The organism is Verrucomicrobiales bacterium, from assembly GCA_016793885.1.
In the GTDB taxonomy this organism is placed as follows: domain Bacteria; phylum Verrucomicrobiota; class Verrucomicrobiia; order Limisphaerales; family UBA11320; genus UBA11320.
In genome coordinates this window covers 139,350-158,846 of record JAEUHE010000042.1, presented here as the reverse complement: position 1 = coordinate 158,846, position 19,497 = coordinate 139,350, and the positions used below count along the sequence as shown (strand labels likewise).

Below are 19,497 nucleotides of genomic sequence, written 5' to 3'. Positions count from 1 at the left end.
CATTGCAGCTCGTCCGAGGTGGCAATCCACGAGAAAAACCCGTCGAGGAGAGGGTCAAATCTGAATCGTTCCGGAATGAACTGAAATGCTAAGTCCGCACCCCCCACACACGCATCCGCCTCCCGGCAGAACGGAATGTCACAGGGAGGTCTCCGACATTGTCACCTTCAAGTTCAAAGGGCATGTTAGCCCGACAACTCAAAGTTACAGCACGGGTCTTCCAACGCACGGCGCCAGTGAAACGGTGCAGATTACCGGCCAACCATCCAAACCCGAAACCTGCCAACTGGGCGAGCCCAACCCGAGGATAAACTACCACCTCCAGATAGCCGTCATCCGGCACCGCTTGTGGAAAAAGGATGTAACGCCCGCCATAGTAGCGTCCCTTACCGATCAAGATCAGCCCTCCTTCCATCTGCTTTTCCGCCGAAGCCACCTGGATGGGCGAAGTGTTCTCGCGTAGTGCTCCCAGTCCCGCAATCACATACGCAAGGGGGCCAAGACGCTTCTTGAGATTCCAGCGAACACGGGCGATCGCCCGAGAATCAAGCCCCGCGCCGGCGAGTTGCACAAAACAACGACGCTCAATCCCCGCCGACGTCGAGAACTCGGCCAAAGGCAAATCGCGCTCGCTCAGGTGCCCCTCACGCAGCAGTGCCAATGCTCCGGAAATATCCGCTGGAATACCCAACTCCTTGGCAAAAACATTGACCGTCCCGAGCGGCAAAATACCCAAGGAAGCCCGCACCCAACCATCCGGGTGGTCGCTGATCCCATTGACCACCTCGTTCACGGTGCCGTCACCACCCGCCGCAACGATCACCTCAAAGCCCTCCTGAACCGCCTCACGGGCCATACGTCGCGCAGCGCCCGCTGCGTCGGTGGGCCGAAGGGTGTACCGCACCGATAAGGAGTCTAACTGAGCACGAAAGCTGGCTGCTTTGTCACCGCGGGCGGTCGGATTAAAAATAATGCAGGTGCGAGTCATGGGTTGGCTATGCACAGGATCAGAATCCACCTCATCATCACGAGGCATCGCCACCCAGGGAACCGCCTAAAGCCCAATCCATGCAGTAGGGCGGCCTGCGGTTGCGCCGCAGGTTTTTGCGAAAACCGAGGCGTGAGGAGCGAGCGTATTGAGCGAAATACGTAAGCGACGAACAACGAAGAATTTCGCAAAAAGATCAAGCAAACGCGTGCTGAACGACGGCATGGATTGGGCTAAAGGCGGAACTCCATCTACAGAGCACCATCCTCAGCAACTCAGACGTTTTCACCACGAACTACAGTCGGCTGGCGAGAGCCTTCCGGCTGTCGGCCAACACGCGGTCGTGAAGCGATCCTCCATGGGAATCCATGGTCACCACCACTGGAAACCGTTCCACTTCCAACTCCCAGATGGCCTCCGGTGCGCCAAACTTCTCCAGCAAGTAGACATTGCGCACTTTCTTAATGCACTCCGCCAGGACCTGCGCCGCGCCTCCGATGGCATGCAGGTAGACACACCCGTATTTCTGACACGCCTCCAGTGTGCGATCCCCCATCCCTCCTTTGCCAATCACCCCGCGCAGGCCAAAATCACGAATGACCTGCCATTGGTATGGTTCCTCGCGAATCGAAGTCGTCGGACCGGCTGCGGTGACCTTCCATTCACCATTGGCATCCTTGATCACCACCGGACCACAGTGATAGAGGATTCCATCACGCAGGTTGACCTCAGGTGGCAGTGTTCCACCTTCATGAAGGTACTTGTGCACGGCATCTCGACCGGTATAGAGAACGCCAGTGAGTTCCACCGCATCACCAACCTTCAAGGCGCTGATTTTTTCGGCCGTGAACGGAGCAGACAGAGAAATCATAGCAGTTTGATTCGGTTCGGTTCAGTTCAGTTCAATAAAGCCACTGGGCGATGCTGAAAGCATTGTCCAGTCGAATACCCTGACGCCGATAGGCCCAGCACATGTAGCTCACGCTCACAAAGAACGAGGCCGGCAACCGGTTGGCCGCACATATCTTAACGCCGAGCAGAGTGGTTTTGCCTCCAAATCCCATGGGACCAATGCCTAGCTCATTCGCAGTCTGAAGAATTTCCTGCTCCAGCTCATCGAGTTGGGGAACAGGGTTGCGATCTGACAAGGATCGGAGGAACTGCTGCTTGGAAAACTCGTAGCCGGTCGCCCGGTCGCCCCCGATGCAAACGCCCAGGATTCCCGGCCCGCACCCCTTGCCCTGTGCTTGGATAATGGCATCCAGAATTACCGCGCGACAGCCCTTCAGATCCCGGTTCGCGTGCAGGCTCTCGTCCGGCAGTGAGTATTGGGCCCCCACGTTCTCGCATCCGCCCCCTTTCAAGATCAGGCGCACCTCCGTCTCGGCTGATCGATGCTGGTGAAAGTGGAGAGTCGGAGCGCCCGGCCCCACATTGGTGCCGTCGTTCTTGCCCGTGAGTGAATCCACGGAGTTCTGGCGCAGATACCCCTTCTTGGTCGCGAGTGTCACCGCCTGCCGAGCCGCCTCCGTGAAGGTGATCTGATCAAAGCCGATGGGGCAATCGACATAGAAGATGATGCTCCCGGTGTCCTGGCAAATCGGCTGGGACTTGCGTTTGGCCAGCTCAATGTTCCGTTCGATGATTTTGAGGGCGGATTCAGCGATCGTCCCCTTCTTTTCGTTCTCGAGGGAGCCGATGATCGCGCGTTGCACATCGTCCGGAATCTCGGCGGATGTGCGACGAATGAGTTCTAACAGAGTGTCCAGCAACGCTTGCATAAGAGCGTCGCGACCGTAGTTCCTGGCTCAAAGGGTGTCAATCACACGACGGAGTCGGGAATGCTCGCCGGCGCGGATGCGTCCCTACCCGGAAACAATCACCTCCCTCGGTACCGAAACAAAATCCGGCACCTTTCAGCCAACGTAGGCCTGGCGGAATTCCTGGCCGGCTGTTTGTTGGCCTCGCCGCGAGTTAAAAAACGATGAACCATTCGACACCTCAACCATGAACACCACTAAAGAATCTCATAAGAACAAAGTGAAGCCATCCTCCCGTGTCCGCACCCATGTTGTTCACATTGAATACTTTGATCCGACCGCAAAGCAGGTCAATATCGCAGGTACCTTCAACGAGTGGCATCCTCAGGTTACCGAGATGGTCGATTTGGGCCATGGTCGTTGGGCCAAGGAGATCACCCTTCCGGAGGGCGAGCATGAATACCGTTTGGTGGTGGATGGTGTCTGGAAGGAAGATCCGCACTGCCCGCTCACGGCGCCGAATCCGTTCGGATCTCACAATTCCTTGATCGTCCTGCCCTAGATTCGAAAACTCGCGGCTTGAGAGCGAGACTCATATCGAATATAACCATTCCCTGGCGCCGTCTATACAACTGCGGCACAACGAATGGTTGATACGATGATGAAGGCATATGTTGTTCGAGCCCTGCGAGGGGCTCTTTTTTTTGCAGTCCCGTTTCTAGCTCTGAGTCCGGATCTGAAAGCCGCCGAAGAATCCTTCGGGAACGCGCCTCAAACGGGGGGCAACGTCATGCCGGCCAGCCGAGAGGGCGAGATGGCCATCAAGAAATTCCGAGTGGCCCCGGGCCTCCAAACCGAGCTGTGGGCGGCCGAACCTCTGGTGGCAAACATCGTTGCGTTCAATTTCGATGACCAGGGCAATTGCTATGTCGTGGAAACTTTCCGTCACTCGGCCGGTGTCACCGACATCCGCGGCCACATGGGCTGGCTGGATGAGGAACTGGCTTCGCGGTCGGTCGATGACCGTATCGCGATCATCAAGAAGCATGAAGCGGGGCGGCTCGACTGGTACACCAAGTATTCGGATCGGGTGCGCAAAGTGTGGGATTCCAAAGGACAGGGTTATGCGGACCAGGCCACGGTGTTCAGCGATGGATATAACGCCATCGAAGACGGGCTTGCCTCGGGCGTGTTGGCTTGGAAAGGACGGGTCTATTTCGCCAACATTCCCCACCTTTGGGAACTGCGCGACGCCAATGGCGACGGTGTGGCCGAAGGAAAGAATTCCCTCCTGCATGGCTTCGGAGTTCGAACCGGGTTTCTGGGCCATGACCTGCACGGACTGATCGTAGGGCCCGACGGCAGGCTCTACTTTACCGTGGGCGATCGAGGCGGCCATGTAGTCACCGCGGACGGCCGCACGATCTCCAATCCGGAGACGGGGGCGGTCTATCGTTGTAATCCGGATGGCAGCGGCTTGGAGATCTTTGCTCAGGGGTTGCGAAATCCCCAGGAAATAGCCTTCGATGATTTAGGGAACTGGTTCACGGGCGACAACAATTCCGACGGCGGGGATCCCGCCCGCTGGGTCTATCTGCTGGAGGGCGGGGATTCTGGGTGGCACATTGGTTATCAGTTCATCGACAAACCGAACTCTCGAGGCCCCTGGATTTCAGAGAAGATGTGCTATCCTCCCAGCCCGGAGCAGCCGGCCTACCTCATTCCGCCGGTGGCGAACATCACGAGCGGTCCCTCCGGGCTCGCTCACTATCCCGGAACCGGTTTGCCAGAAAGATATCAAGGCCACTTCTTCCTGGTGGACTTCACCGGCGGGAAAGGCAGTAGCGTGCACTCGTTTGCGGTAAAGCCCAAAGGCGCGGGCTTTGAGCTCGTCGACCGAGATCATCTCATCTCCGACCTTCTCGCCACCGATGTTGAATTTGGCCCCGACGGTGGCGTCTATGTGTCAGATTGGGTTCAAGGATGGGACAAGACCGGGAAGGGACGGATCTATCGGATCTCAGATCCCAATCAGAAAGACAATCCCCTGCTCAAGGAAACCAAGCAACTCATCGGCGAGGATCTCAGCCTGCGACCGGTATCTGATCTTGTGCCGCTCCTGGGACATCAGGATCAGCGGGTACGGCTTCGCAGTCAGTTCGCTTTGGCCGACAAGGGAACCGCGGGCGAGGTAGCACTGCGCGATGCCGCGCGCCAAGGCGATCGGCTCCTGGCCCGAGTTCATGGAATTTGGGGTCTCGGGCAGGTGCTGCGGCAGCGCAACAACGATGCGCCATCGCGAGCTTCCCTGGATGCCCTGCTGGCGCTCCTGAACGACTCGGACCGTGAAGTGGCCGCCCAAGCCGCCAAGTGCCTGGGAGAGGTGAGCTGGAAGCCTGCGGCGGGCAAGCTGGCGGAAATGCTGAACGATCCCCTGCCCCGCAACCGGCTGCTTGCCGGGATCGCACTCGCCAAGCTTCAAGTCCCCGCCTCGGCCTCGGCATTTCTCAAGCTGGCTCGAGACAACGAATCGGCCCGCGATCCCTACCTCCGTCACGCAGCCGTGCTAGGCCTCGCCGGAATCAGGGAAGAAGCGCCTCTCCTCGCCGCAGCCGCCGATCCTTCCTCCGAGGTCCGCACCACCGCGGTGCTCGGGCTGCGCCGCTTGAAGAGCCCGAGCATCTCCCGCTTTCTGCGCGATGCGGACCCGCGAGTTGCCGTCGAAGCCGGACGAGCTGTCCATGATCTCCCGATCGACCAGGCCATGCCCGACCTGGCGTCCATAGAACTCACCTCGGAAACCTCCACGCCGCTCGGACGCCGCGTGGTCGATGCCCAACTGCGCGTCGGCACCGCTGAAGCGGCCGAGCGACTGGTCCGGATCGCCACGAATAGCACCCTCGGAGCGGCCATCCGAGTTCAAGCCATTCAGTCGCTGGCGAAATGGGGAGAGCCCACCCGACGTGACGCCATCACTGGACTCTGGAGACCCCTACCGGCGCGAGTTGCGACGCAGGCCATCACCGGCCTATCACCCCATCTTCCTAGCCTGATCAAATCGGGGAGTTCCGAGGTTCAGGTGGAATCCGCTCGCTTGTCAGCAGCCTGGAAGCAAACCGACACCGGAGCTTCGCTGCTGGAACTTCTCTCCAACACCACCGCTGGAATTGAGCCGCGACGTGAAGCCCTGAAGGCGTTGGCCGATTTGAAGGACGCCCGGCTGAACCAAGCGATCGAGATAGCCAAAGCCGATGCCGCCGAGGGACTTAAGCGCGAGGCCACCCGGCTGCAGGGTGAGTCGGGAGGTCAGGATGCGCTCCGCACGATTGAAGCCAGCCTCGAAAAAGGCACTCGAGGCGAGCAGCAGGCAGCCGCCAGTGCGCTGGGAGGCCTGAAGGACGGCGCCTCCGAGCAAGTGCTGGCCCGGTGGATCGATCGGCTGACGGAAGGCAAGGTCCCGGCCTATCTCCACCTGGATCTGCTGGAATCGGCCGGGAAGCGATCTTCCCCCGCGCTCAAGGATCGTTTGGCGACGTACGAAGCATCCCGCAGCAAGACCGACAAGATCGCCGCCTACCGTGAATGTCTGGAGGGTGGCGATGCGGCGCTCGGGAAGAAAATCTTCATCGAGCGGGCCGATGTCTCCTGCGTGCGCTGCCACAAAGTCGGCGCTGAAGGCGGCGAAGTAGGTCCCGACCTCACCGGCATCGGCTCCCGCCAGGCTAGAAACTACATCCTGGAGTCGATTGTGGCTCCGAACGAAAAAATAGCGGCCGGGTTCGAAACCGTACTCGTCACCTTGAAGGATGGCAGCGCCTACGCGGGCCAGGTCAAACTCGACACAGAGACCGAACTGGAAATCAACTCTCCCGAGGACGGTATTGTGAAGGTGAAGAAGTCGGATATCACCAGCCGCGAACGGGGCTTGTCAGGAATGCCCGAAGAACTTCGCCAAATGCTGAGCAAACAAGACTTGCGTAACCTAGTGGAGTTTTTATCGCAGTCCAAGTAACCCACATGAGGGCCTCGGGCGTCCTGAACAGGTGCGCGGCCACGCCCGCCGCTCCGCAGCAGCTCCATGAATCAGAATTCTTTACCAACTCCGACTGCCATGCATAGCACCGACCTTCCCGAAGCCCTGGAATACGTTCTCAACCGTCCGGGCATGGCCGATCTGGGGCCGGGACCTCGGATGAACATCCTCTCTCGCGCAGAGATTGATCACACCTTGGAGCGGGTAGGAGTACCCCATGACGTCACCGAGCTGATCCGCGCCTTGCTGTTGCTCTGGAATGATCATCACGACGCCGCCCACGCCATCGTTCAGGACTGCGAGACTCCCGACGGCAATTTGATCCATGCCATCCTGCACCGGCGCGAGCCCGACTATAGCAACGCGCGGTATTGGTTCCATCGAGTGGGCGCCCATGCCTGCTTCGCCCACCTGGCCAGGCAAGTGGAACACTTTCTCACGGCGGAGGAAAACCCCTCCTTGCTGCACGAACTGGTCAAGAAGGGCCAATGGGATCCTGAAGCGGTGATCAGCGCCTGCCAGCGCGTGTCCAAAGATCGTCACCAAGTGGCTGAAAGAGTCACCCTCCAGAAGATCCAGGAGATCGAAACCCGCGCGCTCCTCCATCACCTCCTAACCTCGGAGATGTAGGCGGCTCACCAGCGGGACGGGGACTGGATTCGCAAGGTGTAACGACCCTGCACTCGCCGCACCAGCGCTTGCGCTCCAAAGGCCGACGAAAGCTGCGCTGAAGTGACCACCTTAGGAATGGGTCCTTGCGCGCTGATGCGTCCCTCCCGCAGAACCATCGCGTGCGTGAAGGCGGGGGTGATTTCCTCCACATGATGAGTGACCAAAATGAGGTTGGGTCCACCTGGGTGACGTCCCAGCTGATCCAAAAACCCCAGAAAGGACTCGCGCGCGGCCGGATCGAGGCCTGCACACGGCTCGTCCAAGATCAGCACCTTCGGCTGAGCCATGAGAGCGCGGCCGATGAGCACGCGCTGACGCTCCCCTTGCGACAGATAAAGCCAAGGACGATCCGCCAGATGCGCGCAATCAATCCGTCGCAAGATGGACTGGGCCGCCTTCCGATCACGCCGGTTGGGTTCGCCCCAAAAGTCGATCATGGCGTACCGGCCGCTCGCCACGGAGATGAGAGCGGGCTCGTGCTCCGGCATAAGCTGGCGAATCGAGGAACTGACCAGGCCGATGTGAGATCGCAGGGACCTCCAATCCGTTTCACCGTACACCTCGCCAAAAACAGTCATGCCGCCCGAGGTAGGGGTGAGGTATCCGGTCAGAGCGCTGAGCAGCGAGGTTTTCCCGGACCCGTTGGCGCCCAAAATAACCCAATGCTCGCCGCTCTGAACCCGCCACTCGATGGAGTCCAGTATCTTGGTTTTCCCGCGCCGGATGCACAGGTCGTGAACGTGGAGAACTTCGGTGAGGCGCATGGAGACAAAGGAAATCGTCGACGCCCTCACTCAGTGGCCGGAACCGCCAGTTCGAACCGTGGAATGCGGATCAGGACCTTGCGTCCGTCGCTATCCAAACCGAGGTAGCTACCCTCGGCGACAGCGTGACGGGTATCGGTGAGATGCTGGCTGTTGTAGGAAAACTCATCCCCCGGCGGTATGGTGGGAGTCTTTCCAACCACGCCGTCGCCCTCCACCACCAGCGTGCTTCCATCGTCATGGGATACCACCCATTTGCGCCCCTTGATCGTCACCGCCTGCGCCGAACGGTTGTGGATGGTGAGGAAATAGACGAAACAGTGAGGCCGGTCAGGCGAGATCTCTGGAGCGTGGCGGTAAACCAGGCGATCCAGAGTGACATTCAGGCCCGGCACCTCGACCGGCTTGGAACTTTGGCTCATGTGACAGCCACAATGCTTATCGAGCCATCATCCGGGCAGCAATCGGATTCTTTAGACGGGCTGGTCCGCTTCTTTCATCTGGCGATGCATCAGAAAGGCACCGGCTCCAAGAACACCGGCCAGGAGCACATACAAACCCACCGAAGAACCTTCCGGGGCGGACACCACAACCTCGGAGGGCTTGGTCTCCGCCTCGAACCGGGCTTCGGCGCGCTGCAGCCGCTCCTCTGCATGGCTTAGCAGCGCGCGTTTGTAGACCAAGGCCGCATCATAGCGTTGCTGGGCTACCTTGGCGCGCTGTTCGCCCGACTCGCGCGAGGTCCTCTGCCAGTAGGCCGCTTTTTTCTCAAGAGAAGCCTTTTCAATCTCCGGAGGAAGCGGATCGATCGCCATCACTCGACCGCTGCCCAGACAAACCACCAATACGCTCAAACCAAAAACGATCTTCTGCATATGCCATCCTATCAAGATTAGACACGAAACTCTTGGGAACCAGACCCCGCCCAGGGCCCGCTCGAGCCGGCGAGACAGAATCCGGTTCCCCAAAAATAAAGCCCGCCGCGATCGACTGTTCTCAGTAACCCGAGACAACCGTGGTCGAGGTGCTACTGGCGATGGGAGCAACGATCTCGGTCAACGAAAGCACCTGGATGGAGTTGGCCAGGGGCAATCCGAGATCGACAAATCGGTTCGGATCAGACGAGTAGCGGCTATGAATCCGAGGGTCGTAGTTGAACTTCAACCATCCACTGAAAACCATCGCTTCATCCCGGCAGATGACCGCTCCATTGCCGATAAATCCGCTCTTGGTAGACCTCAGCGCCAAGGCATGATTGCAGTAGAACACCCCATCCATGCGATTGAAGTTATTGGAGGCGACGGTGCTGAAATCAACCGGCGCACCCGATGAAGAATCCACCGGATAGCCGTCGATCGTCGCCGCCCGAGTGGCGTCGACTTTCAGGCTGTCATAAACATAGTTTGCATCCACCACACCATCTCCATCGGCGTCGAACCAGGCGCTGTCCGGTGACCCGTCCCCGTTGGTGTCCTTATAGTTAATATTGTCATCCGGGGTGCCGAGGATGCCGTCTGCCCCGATCTTGGATTCGCCGCCCACATTTTTGAGGCCGTAGCTCGAAGGATCGAAACAAGCAGCTTTCCACTCGGAAGAGTTCACGTTGCCGCCGAACACCGATTCCCGGACAGCGAACGCGACCAAGTCCTTCTTGGCATCCACGGCATTGGACACCCAAGAATCACGGCTGGCGGCAGCCATGGTCTCAGGAGGCGTGGTGAAGTCCGGGCCGTTTTTATAGGAGATGTCTCCAGCGATGTAGAGATTGCCACCGACGTACAGCGTGCCCACGCCAGTAATCTTGCCAGAGATGACGACATCCCCAGGGATAACCACAGGTCCATCGATCACGATGGGGTCGGTATCGGTGCCCACCAGGTAGAGGCCAGGCTTGGCCGCGTTCGTGTGCACACCACTGATGGTCGTTGTGGAGGTCTTCAGGCTTCCGCCCTTGCTGGTGGCCATTGAGGTGTAATGGGTCAGGTCCTTGAGATTGGGCATCGCCAGACTCTCAGATCCGTCCTTGAGATAGGTCAAGGGATCGCTCTTGGCCAACCCCGCTAAGGGAACGGAGGCCGCGTTGAAGGGATCCATCGGCACGCCGTTGGCTGAGATCTCCCCGGTGGCAGTCACCATGCCGTTAACGCTCGGATTGTAACGGAAATCAAAATCCCAGTTCGATCGGTTGTCGCCGTTGCCGGTAATGGAAGATCCCCACCACCATCCCCAGTTGTTCAAGAAATACTCGTAGTCAAACACATGGCTAGGCGCCTCTTTGCGCACTGTCGCCAGAAGGGTTCGGGTCTTGTTGCCCACCTTTGCAGAAGCCTGGACGGTGTAGACCTTGGCCACCCCGTTGCTCAGAGGTGAGATCACGACCGACGCATCCTTGAACCCGCTCACTCCGGGATAGCTCAGGCCGCTGAGATAACTGAGGCTTAAGTTGCCGGAAGTGAGGGTGAATGTCCCTTCTGGATTGGCATTGTCCGCGATCTGTGTCGCGGCCCAATTCAGCACATTCTCTGCGTGATAGAACGCCTCGTTGAAATCCGTCCGATTGTGAGCGGCTCGGATTCGCGTCGTGCTGAGATCGAGGAGGCTGTAGGCCCCCATGCCGACCAGCATCGACATCCACAGACAGTGACCGAGGGCGGAACCCTCCTCTGAACGTTCGGGATAAATCTGAATCTTCATAAAATTGCTGAGCTAAAAATGGAACCGATGGAGTTGTGGAGCCGGGCCGCCCAATTAAGGGCCGCGGAGACGAATGGTGAACTGACGGTTGATTTCGTTAACCTTGTAAGCAGCGCCCGACCGACGACGCCCAGCGTAGTCATCGTCCATACGGAAGGTGACCGTGACCAAGCTGCCATCGGGTCGATTTCCCGCCTTCAAACCCAGGCTGAAATAGCATTCACGGAGTATAACGGAGTCGGCTTCGCTGGTCCAAACGGCTCGCGAGTTGCCCCCCACATTGATGTTAGGATCGTAACGCACCGAGTTGTTCGCGGGGACAAAGCGGATACTCTCCTGAGGCTGCCCTACCCCCTTGCTCACCACTGCTCGGTAAAAGGCGGCAGAATTGCTGGAGCTCGCCTCCCCCAGGGTGGCCGAAGTCGTGGCGCTCATCGTACGGAAGAGGCCGGTAAGCTGATCCTGAAGATTATCGGCCTTCTGCTCCAGGACGGCGTTGGCCAGACCGCTGCGTTGGGCTTTTGCCATCTCCAGGTAGATCACACCAACGGCCCCCAGACACATCGTGCCAATCGTCATGCTGATCCACATTTCGAGAATGGTGAATCCGCGGCGAAGCCGTCGAGCGGAGCGGGAGTAAGGTAGCTTGAGCTTCATAGTGACTTTGATTCGATCGGATAATAGGTGGATGCTCTAGGTGGAATCGAGTGGGGCTGCTCGAGTCTATTGACGAACTTCGATGTCTCGAACCCGCAAGAGGTCCAGGCGCATGCTATTGGTGCCGCCTTGGCCGAGCGGGGATTCCCAGGAAACACTCAACGTGGCTTGGCGCGTCCGAACCACACCGCCGGAGCTGGTGGTAGAAAAACCGAGGCTCATCTTCGGATTGCGCGTGCTCATGGTGGACAAGTCCGGGCAGAAAAGCTGGTAGCTGGCCGTGTTCAAATCCACCCAGTTGGAGTTGGCCGGGATGATCACCTGAAACTTCTTCCCCGACTCGGTGGCGTTGACTCCGTCAAAGATGGGATTAATGGGATTGCCAGGCGCCATGCTGTCGAACGGCAATCCGCGGAGCATCTCTAGATAATGGACAGCGAAGTCCGAAATGATGGCACGCTCCTTATCCTTGATCAGCTGAATTTTGGAGAAGCTGATGGCGCTCATTCCCGCGAAAAACATCACGCTGGTGATGCTGATGGCAAACATCATCTCAATCAGCGTGTAAGCTGCCCTTTTTGACCGTTTCTGGCCGGTAGTGATCTTCATGACCTTCTCGCTGTGCAGTTCCTAAGCCCAAACACGATGTTTGGTCCGGCGGGTCCAACCTGCGTCTCCCACCGACGGTTCCTTTAAGCAGCCCTGATGCCAAGGGCGGCGTGGGACACTCGTCTGGGAACGAGACAAAAAAAAGCGAGGCCCGTGAAACACGGGCCTCGCTGAGGGAAAGAGATGGGAGGAGCCTTACTTCTTGGCGGCTTCCGGCTTCTTCCAGTTCCGCTTTTGCGGCTTGGTGACCAAGCCTTTCTTGATGGCGCTAGCCGTCACCCGGATGTAGCGCACTTCACCATTAATAACGGCCTTTACCCGCTGCAGGTTGGGGAAGAAGCGCCGCTTGGTGATGGCGGTGACGTGGGTACCAATACCCCCCTGCTTCTTGGCTTTACCACTGCGCCAGATGATGCTGCCTTTGATCGGACGCTTACCGGTTAATTCGCAAATTCTCGCCATAACAATTCAAAAGTTCGGTCAAAATGAGCGCAAAAGGTATCTGCCCTGCGCCGGGTTGCAAGCTCTAACTTTAATTAGGATCCTTTGACGGGATTAACCGCCTTGGTCGCCGACGGAGAATCCACCGGTGCCAGTGTAAATTGGGCTTTGACCAGCTCCACGGTTCTTTGGACGGTCAATCCGTGTTTAGCACGCAAATAGTCGACCGAGGAGGCATGCTCAATAAACGCATCCGGCCACCCGATCCGGACCACCGGTGTATGGATGCGCTTCTCGCTGAACAACTCCAGAACGGTGCTGCCGTAGCCGCCCATGAGGACATGATCTTCCATGGTCACCACCACGTCCGACACATTTCCAAAATGAGCGGTCAGCTCAGCGTCGATAGGCTTGGTAAACCGAGGGTTAATCACCGCCACATCAAAGCCTTGAGCAATCAGCTGGCTGGCGGCCTCCAAGCCCATCTTCATCATGTTCCCCAGCGCGAAGATAGAGATCTTCTGAGCCCGGTTATTGGCAAAGTTCTGCACCACTTCCGCCATGCCGACCGGCAATAGCTTAGGCTGATCCTTGATGGGCACCCCTTCTCCTGCCCCCCGCGGATAGCGAATGAAGGTCGGATGCTTCTGGTGCGACGCCGTGAACATCATGTCCACCAGCTCGTCTTCATCCTTGGGCGACATGCAAATGATGTTCGGCACGCAGCGCAGGAAGGAGATGTCAAAGAGACCATGGTGCGTCGGACCATCGTTCGCCGACAGTCCAGCCCGATCCATACAGAAAATCACCGGCAGGTCCTGGAGCGCCACGTCATGCACGATGCAATCGTAGCCACGCTGAAGGAAGGTCGAATAGATGGCCACGACCGGATGGAATCCCATGGTGGCCATGCCCGCGGCAAACAGCACCGCGTGCTCCTCCGCGATACCCACATCGTAGTAGCGCTCCGGCATGGCCTTTTCCAGGGCTTTGAGCCCCGTGCCGCTCGGCATCGCGGCCGTCACCCCTACCAGACTGGCATCTTTCTGACACAGCTTCACCATCGCCTGACCGAACACGTCTTGATAGGCAGGCGGAGTGCCCGGCTTGGGAGGCGGCGTATCGCCCGTGCGAATATCGTAAGGCCCGAGTCCATGGAACTTCTCAGGATGCTGCAAAGCAGCATCGTAGCCCCGACCCTTCTGCGTCAGAATGTGGATCACGATTGGCTGGTCGAAGGTCTTGGCGAACTCCAGGGTGCTGATCAATAGAGGCAGGTCATGGCCATCGATCGGGCCCAGGTAGCGAACGCCCATCTCTTCAAACAAGACGCTGCTTCCGTGCCCCCCGCGCCCGTCCGACTCCATCGCCGCAGGGTTTTGTTCGAGCGAAACCGCGGTGGCGGCGCTCTTCATGAATTCCTCAGCCTTGTGGCCGATCTTGAGGGCCAATTGGCCCTTCGGAAGCCGCTTGATCCAGGCACCGAAATCTCGGGTCAGCTTGTTGTAACGAGGATTGGTGGTCAGCTTGCCCAAGTAGGTGGCGATGGCCCCGACATTCTTGGCAATGCTCCACTCATTGTCGTTAAGGATGCCAATGAAGCGCTTGGTCGTGTGGTGGATGTTGTTGAGCGCCTCGAATGAAATCCCGTTGGTCAAGGCGGCGTCGCCGAAGATGCACACCACATGCTCGTCACCCTTCTTTTGGTCGCGGGCAGCGGCCATACCCAGCGCTGCCGAAAGAGCAGTACCTGCGTGCCCCGCCCCGTAGCAATCGTGCTCGCTCTCGCTGCGCAACGCAAAGCCGTTCAGTCCCTCGGTCGTGCGAATGGTGTGAAAACGGTCCTTGCGCCCCGTGAGAATCTTGTGCACGTAGACCTGATGGCTCACGTCCCAGACGAACTTATCCGTCGGAGTCGAGAACACGTAGTGCAGCGCCACGCTCAGCTCCACGACACCCAAATTGGGGCCTAGATGCCCCCCGTTTTTGGCGAGCTTCGTGATCAACTCCTCCCGGATCTCCGAGGACAGTTGCCCCAGTTGGTCCACCGTCAATTTCTTGACGTGCGAAGGGTGATCCACCATGTCCAAGTAACGACCGCTCGTGCTGTTATTCATCTTCAGGGCTAAGGTGCGACGAAGGCTTCAAAACCAGTTCGCCAGCGCTATTCTTTTCCAGTGTTTCGATTCGGAGCTCGGCTTCAGCCAATTTCTGTTGGCAGATTTGACCCAAACGCACGCCTTCCTCATACTGAGCCAGCATCTTATCGAGCGGAAGGTCGCCCGTTTCCATCTTGTCCACGATGGACTCAAGCTTCTTCAAAGCCTCTTCAAAGACGACCGGATCGGCCGCCTTCGGGGACGAAGAAACTGGTTTGGTTGTGCCTGACACCGAGCTACCCTATGCGAATCTGCACCAAGGCGTCCAGTACGCAGTCATCAACACAACAATTCTCGGTTAGGTGAGGTCTGCCTCTGGGGGGAAGTGGAAACAAGTCGTTCACCCCACGATTCATCCCATCACTGCCCACGCATCAAATAGACCGCGAGGCCCATCCCAAGTTCAATTTCACCCATCGAATCGACGTTAATGATAACGCCCTTGGAAGCCACCCCAGGAAGGGAGAAAGGCCATGGATTTGGTTAAATCACCGGGGCAGTTCCTTCGACCGTTCCACCACCGTGCGAACGATTTGAGCGGTATTGTCGCCCGCATCCCAGACCAAGCGTAAAAAATCCGCCAACTCGAAACCCACGCTTTTGAGGAACGGCCGGTCGCCGCCACATCCATACATGAGTTCCGGAGGCATTTCGCCTCGCAACTTAATGCGGGCTTTTTCGATGATCCGCGGGAGCCAAGGGATCCCGGCCACTGCCGCCTGCTTCGCGGGAAGCGCCGCGGAGGAGGCCACCTGACCGCTCGGTTTCCCTCCCTGCACCTTGAGAAAATACTCCCGCCGCAAGGCGGTCACAAGGAGCACCGATTCGTAGCTAGGCTCCCCACCGCGACAATAATCTTCGACAAAATCAAAGAGTTCCTGGGCCGAGCAGCCAATCGATGCCAGAAAAGCAACCTCGGAAGGCGAGAACAGACGATCCGCCGATTGGGCTCCCGCTTCATAGGACTTCACCGCTCGGTCGTAGACCTCGCGGAATCCTTCAGGCCAGACCAGTGCATGTTGCGACATAAGAGCTAACTGAATCCAAGTGGCGGCTGGGCAGCGAAGCAGGATGCCTAAGCGAGGCGCTTCACAAAGCGTTCCAGGCGATCCAGGCCTTTCTCGATGTTGGCGAGACCGGTGGCATAGCTGATTCGCAGATACCCTTCAGCACCAAACGCGATCCCCGGCACAGCGGCGACCTTTTCCTCGTCGAGCAATCGGGAACAAAAATCGATCGACTTGATCCCCAGCTTCGAGATGTTGGGGAACAGGTAGAACGCACCCTTCGCATTCACACAGCTCACCCCCGGCATCGCACTCAGCCGCTGGTGGGCGTAAGTCCGACGCTTAGCATACTCGGCCAGCCACTTCGGCAAGTGTTCCTGCGAACCGGTCAAAGCCGCCACCGCGCCCTTTTGAGCAAAGGAGTTCGGATTGCTGGTGCTGTGGCTCTGAATGGCATCAATGGCCTTGGCGATCGGCTCCGGGGCGGCGAGAAATCCCAACCGCCAGCCCGTCATGGACCACGCCTTGGCAAACCCGTGAACGATGATCGTATGATCCAGATGCGCCTGGGAGAAGCTAGCTACGCTGGTGTGGCTGGCTCCGTCGTAGACTAACTTCTCGTAGATCTCGTCGCTCATGATGAGCACGCCCTTCTCGACGCAAATATCCCCCAGGGCTTTGATCTCTTCGCGGGTATACACGGCACCGGTCGGGTTACTGGGCGAGTTCAGAATGAACAGGCGGGTGCGCGGAGTGATGGCGGCTCGTAGTTGTTCTGGCGTCACCTTGAACTCGGTCTGGTCACTGGTGGGTAAAATGACCGGAGTCGCGCTCGCCAGTTTAACCATCTCCGGATAACTCAGCCAGTAAGGCGCCGGAATGATCACCTCATCGCCCTCCTGGCAGGTCGCGAGTATCACGTTGTAACAGGAATGCTTACCCCCACAGGAAACAATGACCTGGGAGGGCTTATAGGTCAGTCCGTTCTCCTGCTTGAACTTTTGCACAATCGCGTCCCGTAGCTCGGGAATGCCGCTGCTGGCGGTATACTTGGTAAACCCGTCTGCCAGCGCTTTGGAGGCAGCGTCTTTAATGTGCTGGGGTGTGTCAAAGTCCGGCTCGCCGGCGCCAAAGCCAACCACGTCCTCGCCCGCCGCTTTCATCTGTTTTGCCTTGGAGTCAATGACCAAGGTCAGGGATGGAGCCAATGCTGCAGCGCGTTGCGATATCTTATAGTTCATACACGAGGCAGTAAGAATTAGGGAGCCACCGGAAGAGTGCAAGCGTTTGTGTGAGGGATGAGGAAAGCCTGAAAGGGCGCCCGCCCGAAACTTCAAACCCAAACCGCTGCCCCCCCCCTGCTCCACGGATTCACCTCCGCATGGCCAGGCACTTCCACAGCAGCGCGGGATTGTCGGTAATGATCCCATCAACCCCGGCATCGAGCAACCGATGAGCCGTCGCTTCGTCGTTAATGGTATACACCCAAACCTTCAGGCCTCGACGATGCGCGGCCCGCACCGCCGTTTTGTCGACCTGACTGTTCCAGGCCGCCACCTGCGCTCCCATCGACTTGATCTCATCCAGCCACGACGCATTCAGAGCCTTCTCTGAATCTGCAAGTCGCTTGCCATCGCGGCTGTACGGCGGACCCAGCGCCGCAAGCACCTGAGCCTGGTCCAAGGCTCGAAAGTCCCGGAGGTATCGCCAATCAAAGGCCTGGACCACCACTCGGTTGATGAGCCCCTGCTCTCGCAACAGTTTGACACAGGTCGCCGCGTCACCACCCTTCCGTTCAATCAAGGTCACACTGCCCTTCTGAATGACTTCCATGGCCTCCCTCAAGGTGGGGAATGGAGCATCCGGATAAGGTGGCTTGAACCAAAGTCCCGTCTGAAGTTCCTTCAGCTGTCCCACGGTATAGTCGCCCGGCTTGTGATGGCTGCCACCCCAGCGTTGAACCGCGTCGGTGGTGCGATCCAAAGTACCGTCGTGGACCACCACGGGGATTCCATCCTTCGAATGGTGGTAGTCGAGTTCGATCAAGTCCGCCCCAGCCGCAAGTGCCCGCCGAAAGGAAGGCAGGGAGTTTTCCGGTGCGACGGCTGGGTAGCCGCGGTGACCAATCACCAGCGGACGTTTGCTCCGGAGCAATTCCAGCGCAGTGGGCACCGGGGCCTCGGCGCGCCCGGTTGCAACCACACCGCAGGCCAGAATGCTGAATGCGGCCATCCAGAGGATCATACTGAGCGTGTTCATGAGCGGAGACTAAGCAGAGCCCAGGCTTGATGACAGCACCGTTTTTAGGCGATGCTGCGCCGCAATGCGTCATCGAACACAGAAATGAACTGGGGCCACTTCTTTTCCCTCCTCTCCTGGACCGTGGCGGCCTTGTTCGGACTCATGACCCTAGCGACGCTGGCTCATCTGCGCTGGGTTCGGCGGCTGCCGGCACTCGACTCCGCCCGGGATAAGCAGCACGGATCCACTAACCCTATCCGGGTGTCCATCGTCCTGGCCGCCCGCGACGAAGAAGCGCGGATCCGCAACACTCTGGAACGATTGCTCAGGCAGCAGGGAATCGAACTCGAACTCATCGTGGTCAACGATCGATCACGCGACGGCACGCAAGCGATCTTGGAGCAACTTGCCGCAGAGGATCGTCGCTTGGTTACGCTTCGGGTCGACTCGCTTCCGCAAGGCTGGTTGGGAAAGTGTTATGCGTGCCATCTCGCCGCGAACCGCGCGACCGGCGCCTGGATCCTCTTCACCGACGCCGACTGTTGGCTGACGGAGGACACTGTTCTTCGGGCAGTTCACGCGGCCGAGCGTGAGCAAGCGAACCATGTGGTGCTCGCGCCAGGAATGGAACCGGAGGGCTTTATCACTCGATCCATGCAAGCTTCCTTCGTCTTGGCCTACTCCAATCACGTGGCTCGGGTGAATCGGGAACATCCTTACACTTACATCGGAGCCGGCGCGTTCAATCTGGTTCGAAGCGATCTTTACCGTCGCTGCGGGGGCTACGAAGCCCTGCGTCTCACGGTGGTGGACGACGTCAAACTGGGCCAACTCATACGCCGCGCAGGCGGTCGCACGCGTGCATTTCTGGGATCCAGGGATGCGATGTGCCACTGGGGAACGACTGTTCGCGGACTGCTCCACAACCTGGAGAAGAACCATTTCGCCTTGGCAGACTATCGTGTGGGGCGAGTGATAGCAGCGATTGTTGGGACAATCCTGCTCTGGGGTTGCGCTGGGGTCGGACCGTGGATGGGGACGCCGAGTGGCTGGGCTGCATTCCTGAGCTGTCAATCGCTGTCGATCCCCGCCGCGCTGCTGGCGCGACGGGTGGGTTGGACCGCCTGGAGCGGACTGCTCGCGCCCTGGCTCCTCCCGATCCTCACCTACTCGCTCGTGAACTCCACCTGGAAAACACTGCGCCAAGGCGGAGTTCGTTGGCGCGACACCTTCTATCCCCTGGCCCTGCTTCGAAAACATAACGTGCGCTGACCATTACCTCGGCTCCTACAATCGGGACTGTAGGGGACGACGTCAGAAGTCCTCGGCACCGCCTTCTTCCGATCCGTGTGGTCCGCGTCGTCCGTGGGCAGTAAGTCCCCGCACCGATTTCCGACGGCCCGGTTTTCAAGGGTTTTCGCATTGCCTGCCGGCCACAAATCTGTAAGGTGACTCCACATCAACCAACCAAG

General features: G+C 58.6%; 19 protein-coding genes. 4 read left to right on the top strand and 15 right to left on the bottom strand.

The window, feature by feature from the left end:
- Window positions 1-88 precede the first annotated feature (88 nt).
- The 3 genes from JNN07_05650 to JNN07_05640 form a co-directional block, all read right to left on the bottom strand.
- Window positions 89-988, bottom strand: coding sequence for a diacylglycerol kinase family lipid kinase (locus JNN07_05650; GenBank protein MBL9167204.1), 900 nt, complete (start codon window positions 986-988; stop codon window positions 89-91).
- 295 nt (window positions 989-1,283) lie between these two features.
- Window positions 1,284-1,859 (bottom strand): fumarate hydratase C-terminal domain-containing protein, encoded by a 576-nt coding sequence (locus tag JNN07_05645; GenBank protein MBL9167203.1) that lies wholly within the window; start codon window positions 1,857-1,859, stop codon window positions 1,284-1,286.
- Window positions 1,860-1,890: 31 nt separating this feature from the next.
- A complete protein-coding gene (locus JNN07_05640; GenBank protein MBL9167202.1) occupies window positions 1,891-2,769 on the bottom strand; it encodes a fumarate hydratase in 879 nt (292 codons plus the stop codon).
- Between the two features lie 226 nt (window positions 2,770-2,995).
- On the opposite strand from JNN07_05640, the gene JNN07_05635 reads away from it, so the two are divergent.
- From JNN07_05635 to JNN07_05625, 3 genes are all read left to right on the top strand, one after another.
- Complete coding sequence (locus JNN07_05635; GenBank protein ID MBL9167201.1) at window positions 2,996-3,310, top strand: glycogen-binding domain-containing protein; 315 nt, start codon at window positions 2,996-2,998, stop codon at window positions 3,308-3,310.
- Window positions 3,311-3,406: 96 nt separating this feature from the next.
- Window positions 3,407-6,760 carry a HEAT repeat domain-containing protein gene (locus tag JNN07_05630; GenBank protein ID MBL9167200.1) on the top strand — a complete coding sequence of 1,118 codons (3,354 nt, stop codon included), beginning with the start codon at window positions 3,407-3,409 and terminating at the stop codon, window positions 6,758-6,760.
- Window positions 6,761-6,859: 99 nt separating this feature from the next.
- Complete coding sequence (locus JNN07_05625; GenBank protein MBL9167199.1) at window positions 6,860-7,411, top strand: hypothetical protein; 552 nt, start codon at window positions 6,860-6,862, stop codon at window positions 7,409-7,411.
- 5 nt (window positions 7,412-7,416) lie between these two features.
- Here JNN07_05625 and JNN07_05620 read toward each other — a convergent pair whose 3' ends face one another.
- From JNN07_05620 to JNN07_05565, 12 genes are all read right to left on the bottom strand, one after another.
- Window positions 7,417-8,217 (bottom strand): ABC transporter ATP-binding protein, encoded by an 801-nt coding sequence (locus tag JNN07_05620; protein ID MBL9167198.1) that lies wholly within the window; start codon window positions 8,215-8,217, stop codon window positions 7,417-7,419.
- Between the two features lie 26 nt (window positions 8,218-8,243).
- Window positions 8,244-8,639, bottom strand: a complete 396-nt coding sequence (locus JNN07_05615) for an ApaG domain (protein MBL9167197.1) — start codon at window positions 8,637-8,639, stop codon at window positions 8,244-8,246.
- Between the two features lie 51 nt (window positions 8,640-8,690).
- On the bottom strand, window positions 8,691-9,092 hold the full coding sequence (locus JNN07_05610) for a hypothetical protein (GenBank protein MBL9167196.1): 402 nt from the start codon (window positions 9,090-9,092) through the stop codon (window positions 8,691-8,693).
- A gap of 121 nt (window positions 9,093-9,213) precedes the next feature.
- Entirely contained in the window at window positions 9,214-10,911 is a 1,698-nt protein-coding gene (locus JNN07_05605) for a hypothetical protein (protein MBL9167195.1), read from the bottom strand.
- A gap of 54 nt (window positions 10,912-10,965) precedes the next feature.
- Complete coding sequence (locus tag JNN07_05600) at window positions 10,966-11,568, bottom strand: hypothetical protein (GenBank protein MBL9167194.1); 603 nt, start codon at window positions 11,566-11,568, stop codon at window positions 10,966-10,968.
- A gap of 66 nt (window positions 11,569-11,634) precedes the next feature.
- Window positions 11,635-12,177 (bottom strand): prepilin-type N-terminal cleavage/methylation domain-containing protein, encoded by a 543-nt coding sequence (locus JNN07_05595; GenBank protein ID MBL9167193.1) that lies wholly within the window; start codon window positions 12,175-12,177, stop codon window positions 11,635-11,637.
- Window positions 12,178-12,372: 195 nt separating this feature from the next.
- On the bottom strand, window positions 12,373-12,639 hold the full coding sequence (gene rpmB / locus JNN07_05590; GenBank protein MBL9167192.1) for a 50S ribosomal protein L28: 267 nt from the start codon (window positions 12,637-12,639) through the stop codon (window positions 12,373-12,375).
- A 74-nt stretch (window positions 12,640-12,713) separates the two neighbouring features.
- Window positions 12,714-14,735, bottom strand: a complete 2,022-nt coding sequence (locus tag JNN07_05585; protein ID MBL9167191.1) for a 1-deoxy-D-xylulose-5-phosphate synthase — start codon at window positions 14,733-14,735, stop codon at window positions 12,714-12,716.
- Window positions 14,728-15,009 (bottom strand): exodeoxyribonuclease VII small subunit, encoded by a 282-nt coding sequence (locus JNN07_05580; protein ID MBL9167190.1) that lies wholly within the window; start codon window positions 15,007-15,009, stop codon window positions 14,728-14,730. Before JNN07_05580 ends, JNN07_05585 begins: the two co-directional genes overlap by 8 nt.
- 256 nt (window positions 15,010-15,265) lie before the next feature.
- Window positions 15,266-15,805 carry a hypothetical protein gene (locus JNN07_05575; protein ID MBL9167189.1) on the bottom strand — a complete coding sequence of 180 codons (540 nt, stop codon included), beginning with the start codon at window positions 15,803-15,805 and terminating at the stop codon, window positions 15,266-15,268.
- Between the two features lie 47 nt (window positions 15,806-15,852).
- Window positions 15,853-17,025, bottom strand: coding sequence for a pyridoxal phosphate-dependent aminotransferase (locus JNN07_05570; GenBank protein MBL9167188.1), 1,173 nt, complete (start codon window positions 17,023-17,025; stop codon window positions 15,853-15,855).
- 130 nt (window positions 17,026-17,155) lie between these two features.
- On the bottom strand, window positions 17,156-18,043 hold the full coding sequence (locus JNN07_05565; protein ID MBL9167187.1) for a glycerophosphodiester phosphodiesterase: 888 nt from the start codon (window positions 18,041-18,043) through the stop codon (window positions 17,156-17,158).
- Window positions 18,044-18,127: 84 nt separating this feature from the next.
- Here JNN07_05565 and JNN07_05560 point away from each other — a divergent pair, with 84 nt between their 5' ends.
- Window positions 18,128-19,297, top strand: a complete 1,170-nt coding sequence (locus tag JNN07_05560; GenBank protein ID MBL9167186.1) for a glycosyltransferase family 2 protein — start codon at window positions 18,128-18,130, stop codon at window positions 19,295-19,297.
- The last annotated feature ends 200 nt before the right edge of the window (window positions 19,298-19,497 follow it).

Coding starts and splice junctions, on each gene's coding strand:
- JNN07_05650 (MBL9167204.1), bottom strand. CDS start 988: ATGACTCGCACCTGCATTATTTTTAATCCGACCGCCCGCGGTGACAAA.
- JNN07_05645 (MBL9167203.1), bottom strand. CDS start 1,859: ATGATTTCTCTGTCTGCTCCGTTCACGGCCGAAAAAATCAGCGCCTTG.
- JNN07_05640 (MBL9167202.1), bottom strand. CDS start 2,769: ATGCAAGCGTTGCTGGACACTCTGTTAGAACTCATTCGTCGCACATCC.
- JNN07_05635 (MBL9167201.1), top strand. CDS start 2,996: ATGAACACCACTAAAGAATCTCATAAGAACAAAGTGAAGCCATCCTCC.
- JNN07_05630 (MBL9167200.1), top strand. CDS start 3,407: ATGATGAAGGCATATGTTGTTCGAGCCCTGCGAGGGGCTCTTTTTTTT.
- JNN07_05625 (MBL9167199.1), top strand. CDS start 6,860: ATGCATAGCACCGACCTTCCCGAAGCCCTGGAATACGTTCTCAACCGT.
- JNN07_05620 (MBL9167198.1), bottom strand. CDS start 8,217: ATGCGCCTCACCGAAGTTCTCCACGTTCACGACCTGTGCATCCGGCGC.
- JNN07_05615 (MBL9167197.1), bottom strand. CDS start 8,639: ATGAGCCAAAGTTCCAAGCCGGTCGAGGTGCCGGGCCTGAATGTCACT.
- JNN07_05610 (MBL9167196.1), bottom strand. CDS start 9,092: ATGCAGAAGATCGTTTTTGGTTTGAGCGTATTGGTGGTTTGTCTGGGC.
- JNN07_05605 (MBL9167195.1), bottom strand. CDS start 10,911: ATGAAGATTCAGATTTATCCCGAACGTTCAGAGGAGGGTTCCGCCCTC.
- JNN07_05600 (MBL9167194.1), bottom strand. CDS start 11,568: ATGAAGCTCAAGCTACCTTACTCCCGCTCCGCTCGACGGCTTCGCCGC.
- JNN07_05595 (MBL9167193.1), bottom strand. CDS start 12,177: ATGAAGATCACTACCGGCCAGAAACGGTCAAAAAGGGCAGCTTACACG.
- rpmB (MBL9167192.1), bottom strand. CDS start 12,639: ATGGCGAGAATTTGCGAATTAACCGGTAAGCGTCCGATCAAAGGCAGC.
- JNN07_05585 (MBL9167191.1), bottom strand. CDS start 14,735: ATGAATAACAGCACGAGCGGTCGTTACTTGGACATGGTGGATCACCCT.
- JNN07_05575 (MBL9167189.1), bottom strand. CDS start 15,805: ATGTCGCAACATGCACTGGTCTGGCCTGAAGGATTCCGCGAGGTCTAC.
- JNN07_05570 (MBL9167188.1), bottom strand. CDS start 17,025: ATGAACTATAAGATATCGCAACGCGCTGCAGCATTGGCTCCATCCCTG.
- JNN07_05565 (MBL9167187.1), bottom strand. CDS start 18,043: ATGAACACGCTCAGTATGATCCTCTGGATGGCCGCATTCAGCATTCTG.
- JNN07_05560 (MBL9167186.1), top strand. CDS start 18,128: ATGAACTGGGGCCACTTCTTTTCCCTCCTCTCCTGGACCGTGGCGGCC.